Genomic DNA, 4570 nt, shown 5'->3' with positions numbered 1-4570 from the left:
CTGTTATTGGGGATACGGCGTTTAGTGAAAACCAGCTAACCAGCGTTACCCTGCCTGATAATGTGAATATTGACAACTATTCATTTCCTTATTATTATATTTATGAACAATATATAAAAAACGGAAAGAAAAAACGTACCTTTTCTATTTCACAGCGTACTGCGGTAAATGATTATGAAATAGTTATTATTGATAACGCTGTTGTTGAAATATTAAAATACAACGGCAATGAAAAAGATGTAAACATACCCGAAAAAATAAACGGGCTTCCTGTTACCGTTATCGAAACTAGTGCATTTATTAAAAAGCAACTAACCAGCGTTACCATTCCCGGCTCGGTTACTACTATTGGTAAGAAGGCGTTTTCTACAGACCTGCTAACCAGCGTTACCCTGCCTGATAATGTGAATATTGACATCTATTCATTTAGTTATTATTCTATCTATGATCAATATTATTCTATATATGATCAATATGTAAAAAATGGGAAGAAAAAACATACCTTTACTATTTCACAGCCTTCTGCGGTAAATGATTATGAAATAGTTATCATTGATAACGCTGTTGTTGAAATATTAAAATACAACGGCAAGGAAAAAAACATAAACATACCTGAAAAAATAAACGGGCTTCCTGTTACTGTTATTAGAACTAAAGCGTTTGAGAAAAAGCAACTAACCGGCGTTACCATTCCTAATTCGGTTACCGTTATAGGGAATTATGCGTTTGAAAATAACCTGTTAACCAGTGTTACAATCCCCAACTCTGTTACTTTGATTGGAGATAATGCATTTTCTAAAAATCGGCTAACCGGCGTTTCTGTCCCCAATTCAGTTACTGTTATTAATTCTGGGGCGTTTTCCGAAAACCAGCTAACCGGCGTTAACATTCCCAGTTCGGTTACTGTTATTGAGTCTGGAGCGTTTGCCGGAAACCGGCTAACAAGCGTTATCATCCCCAATTCTGTTACTACTATTGGGTATTATGCGTTTAGAAAAAACCAGCTAACCAGTGTTAACATTCCCGCCTCGGTTACCTCGATTGGAGATTGGGCGTTTTATGACAACGAAAAACTGACCAGCGTTACCTTGCCTGATAATGTGAATATGCAAATCTATTCATTTCCTTACTATTATATCTATGAACAATATATAAAAAACGGGAAGAAAAACCGTACTTTTTCTATTTCACAACGTACTACGGTAAATGCTTATGAAATAGTTGTTCTGGATAATGCTTTTGTTACAATATTAAAATACGTCGGTAGTGAAAAAAATGTAAAAATTCCCGAAAAAATAAACGGACTGCCTGTTACCGCTATCGAGGATAGTGCATTTTATAAAAAAGAGCTAACCAGTGTTACCATCCCCAACTCTGTTACAGTTATTGGGAATTGGGCGTTTTATGGAAACAAGCTAACCGGCGTTACCATCCCCAACACGGTTACTACTATTGGCGAAGACGCGTTTAGTGAAAACCAGCTAACCAGCGTTATTATTCCCAACTCGGTTACCGTTATTGGGGAATCAGCGTTTTATAGGAACCAGCTAACCAGCGTTACTGTTCCCGACTCGGTTAATATCAAACAATATGCATTTTGGTATAACAATTTAACCAGTATTACCATTGGGGCAAATGTAATTTTAGCTCGTATGGCATTTGGCCTTATCGAAAACATTTACAAAAATGGCGGTAATCGGGCGGTAAAGTTGACACGGACTGATACCAACACCGATACGTGGACGGTAGAATACAGATAAAGCGTTACGCTTTTTGGAATAAGGAAGAATGGTTTGAGGCGCTCGGGACAGTCTTTGTTCGCTCCTTGTTCGTGTGGTTCGTGGTAAAAATATAAATAATAATTTAACTCTTCACGGATACAAAACTTTCCCTACGCGGTCAATATGGGCTGTCAGGTCAGGATTTTTCAATGTGTCGTAGATTGATACGTCAACTTTATTTATTATAAACTGATTTTTCTTATTTGTTGATATTTATTTATTCCGCAAAAGCGTCAGCTACTCTAAGTCAGTTTATTGCGCATTTCATTTATCTTCTTTTCACAAAACTCAAGTATTTTTTCCGCATAATCAATAGCTTGTCCGGTGATGCTGTCATCAACAGCTAATTCATTAGGATAGCGTACCTGAACTCCGTAAGGATTTAACGAAACACAATATGGCGTTATCGTTGAAAAATTCGGTTCCATAACAGTACAAAGCCTAATTAACTCAACAAGGTCATGAATATAGGGAGGGTCTGTTTCTCTTGCTATTAAGTAAGCTTTAAGAGACTTTTCGGCGCATTGCTCAGTGTGATAACAGGAAATTTCAGTTTCCTTTGGGTGAACATCATTAAACATGTGTTTAGCGGTATTAAGGTCGCTTTTTGCATACCGCAACCATTCTTTTGCCAAATCAAGAGCGGTCATATAGGACGATTCCTTTTTGCGCGATAGTTTTCTCGATAGTTGGCAATTTGCTTCTTATTTCAAAACGGCTTTTATAATTTGCAAGGATATCTACTGCTTTATAATTTGGATTCTGAGCCAGACCGCCGTATATATTTTGTAATACCAATATAGGCTTTTCCGTACCATCTTTAAGGATAACAAAGACATCATAGTCGCTGCCTTCTCTTGGCACCCCATAGGCATAGGAACCAAAGAGAATTATTTTTTCACAATCTTCACCCACAGTTTTTAAAATACTGTCTTTTATAGCGAGTATTTCATCGTTTACCATATATTTATTATAAACTGATTTTTCTTATTTGTCGATTTATTTATTTACGCAACTTTGTCCGCAATCTTATCGTAAAGCCCACGCACAGATAACGAACAAAAACATTGCTAATTGCTCACTGCTCATTTCTCATTGCTAATTGCTAATTGCTAATTGCTAATTGCTTTTCACCTCTCATCCTCAATCGTAGTAATCCCCCCATGACCGGGGTAAACTTTGATGCTCCCGTCCATTTCGGAAAGTCTGCGCAAACTCGCTATCAGGTCTTTTTCGTTGCCGCCGGGAAGGTCGGTGCGGCCATAACCGCCGGCAAACAGAGTGTCTCCTGAAAAAAGAACTCCGGCATCCTTGTCCCAAAAAGCGGCGCTTCCGGGCGAGTGGCCGGGCAGGTGAAGAACGGTAAACGGGCCGATAACGCTGCCTTCTTGAAGGAGAATGTCAGCAGAAGGCATTTCGGTCCAATACGCGTCCATTAACGACGTATCGCCCATGGCTGCTTTCATGCTTTTTTGGTGAACATTGAATGAGTCAGGGCCAAGATACTCGCTGTCCATGGCGTGAATGGCTATTTTTATTTTACCGGGGAACGCGGAGGCTAGATAAGGCACGGCGCAGATATGGTCAAAATGTCCGTGTGTGAGTAAAATATACTTTGGGACAAGGCGCGATTTCAGTAAAGCGGAGATAATTTTATCCGCTTCATCTCCGGGATCGATAATTGCGGCGCAGTTGCCGTTATACCGGTATAGCCAGCAATTAGTCGCGATTGGTCCCACGGTTAAATTAATTATTTTTTCTTCAGGCATGGAGGGATAATAGCACGAAATTATCAATTTTTCTAGTCATTCTTTTAGTTGTTATTTTTTGGTATGCTCTGGTTCCAATCGCGGGCGGTTTTTTTAGCCGTTACAAATGGAGGAGATTCAGAAACCGTTTTAACGCATTGCGTTTAAGCCGGATTTTGGATTACCGGCAGTACCGTCAACCGGAGGGCGATGGCGGCATTTTCCGTTTTTCAGGGGGCATTGAATCAATAACTGACGGGCAGACTCTTTGGGTAAAGGGCGATGATCTTACCATACCGGTCTCTATCGCAAAAACTAAATGCTACCTTTTACCGATACATGAGGGGGAGGGATTTCCGGAAGCGCCTCAGCAGATACGGTGGAACCGCGTTTCTACAATAACGGAAGGAGCAAAAGTATTTATAGGGGGCAGAATTAAAAATCAGGATGGCAGGCTGAGTTTTGTCTCGACAAAGGAACAGCCATTAATGGTTATTTTCTACAACTGCCCGGATGCCGCCTTTGAAGGCACTATTATCCGAGCGGCAAGAACGCGCAATGAATATTGGAACAATATTACTCCCGTATCGCTTGTAATAGGCGCGTTGGCCCTTATTTACATTGCCGCTTCTTACTTGGGGCGTCCCGCCTTCCGCCTGACTGTAGTCACCGCGTTAGCTGCCGTTTTTATTCCAATCCTTCCCGTCTTTCCGCCGGGTATTTTACTCACTTCCCTTTACCGCCGCCTTACATGGAATTCAAGAAAACTTAGGGCGGATTATGACCTTGCCCGTTACGGGCTGCTATCCGATTCCACGCCATGGCTCGCCAATTATATTGCGTTACGCGCTTACGCCCTAGAATTTCTGGCATGGGTTTTAATACTGGCGGGAATTTGCGTCAAAAAATAAATCGACAAATAAGAAAAATAAGTTTATAATAAAAATATGGTAAAAGATGAAAAACTCGCTATAAAAGACAGTATTTTAAAAAATGTGGGTGAAGATTGTGAAAAAATAATTCTCTTTGGTTTCTATTCCT

At 40.2% G+C, this 4570-nt stretch carries 5 protein-coding genes; 2 read left to right on the top strand and 3 right to left on the bottom strand.

Features of this window, described 5'->3' with window-relative positions:
* Positions 1 to 1760: leucine-rich repeat domain-containing protein (locus tag ACYVRH_RS10885; RefSeq protein ID WP_461256938.1), on the top strand; the 1760-nt coding region annotated here is incomplete at its 5' end.
* Between the two features lie 263 nt (positions 1761 to 2023).
* Here ACYVRH_RS10885 and ACYVRH_RS10880 read toward each other — a convergent pair.
* From ACYVRH_RS10880 to ACYVRH_RS10870, 3 genes are all read right to left on the bottom strand, one after another.
* Complete coding sequence (locus ACYVRH_RS10880) at positions 2024 to 2431, bottom strand: HEPN domain-containing protein (RefSeq protein WP_461256937.1); 408 nt, start codon at positions 2429 to 2431, stop codon at positions 2024 to 2026.
* Positions 2418 to 2744, bottom strand: coding sequence for a nucleotidyltransferase domain-containing protein (locus tag ACYVRH_RS10875; RefSeq protein ID WP_461256936.1), 327 nt, complete (start codon positions 2742 to 2744; stop codon positions 2418 to 2420). Before ACYVRH_RS10875 ends, ACYVRH_RS10880 begins: the two co-directional genes overlap by 14 nt.
* A gap of 167 nt (positions 2745 to 2911) precedes the next feature.
* Positions 2912 to 3577, bottom strand: a complete 666-nt coding sequence (locus tag ACYVRH_RS10870) for an MBL fold metallo-hydrolase (protein ID WP_461256935.1) — start codon at positions 3575 to 3577, stop codon at positions 2912 to 2914.
* Between the two features lie 128 nt (positions 3578 to 3705).
* Here ACYVRH_RS10870 and ACYVRH_RS10865 point away from each other — a divergent pair, with 128 nt between their 5' ends.
* Positions 3706 to 4440, top strand: a complete 735-nt coding sequence (locus tag ACYVRH_RS10865; protein WP_461256934.1) for a hypothetical protein — start codon at positions 3706 to 3708, stop codon at positions 4438 to 4440.
* Positions 4441 to 4570 lie beyond the last annotated feature (130 nt).

It is taken from the genome of Treponema sp. R80B11-R83G3, assembly GCF_054786115.1.
Note: the sequence above shows the minus strand (reverse complement) of the source record. Positions and strands in the feature narration are given on the sequence as shown.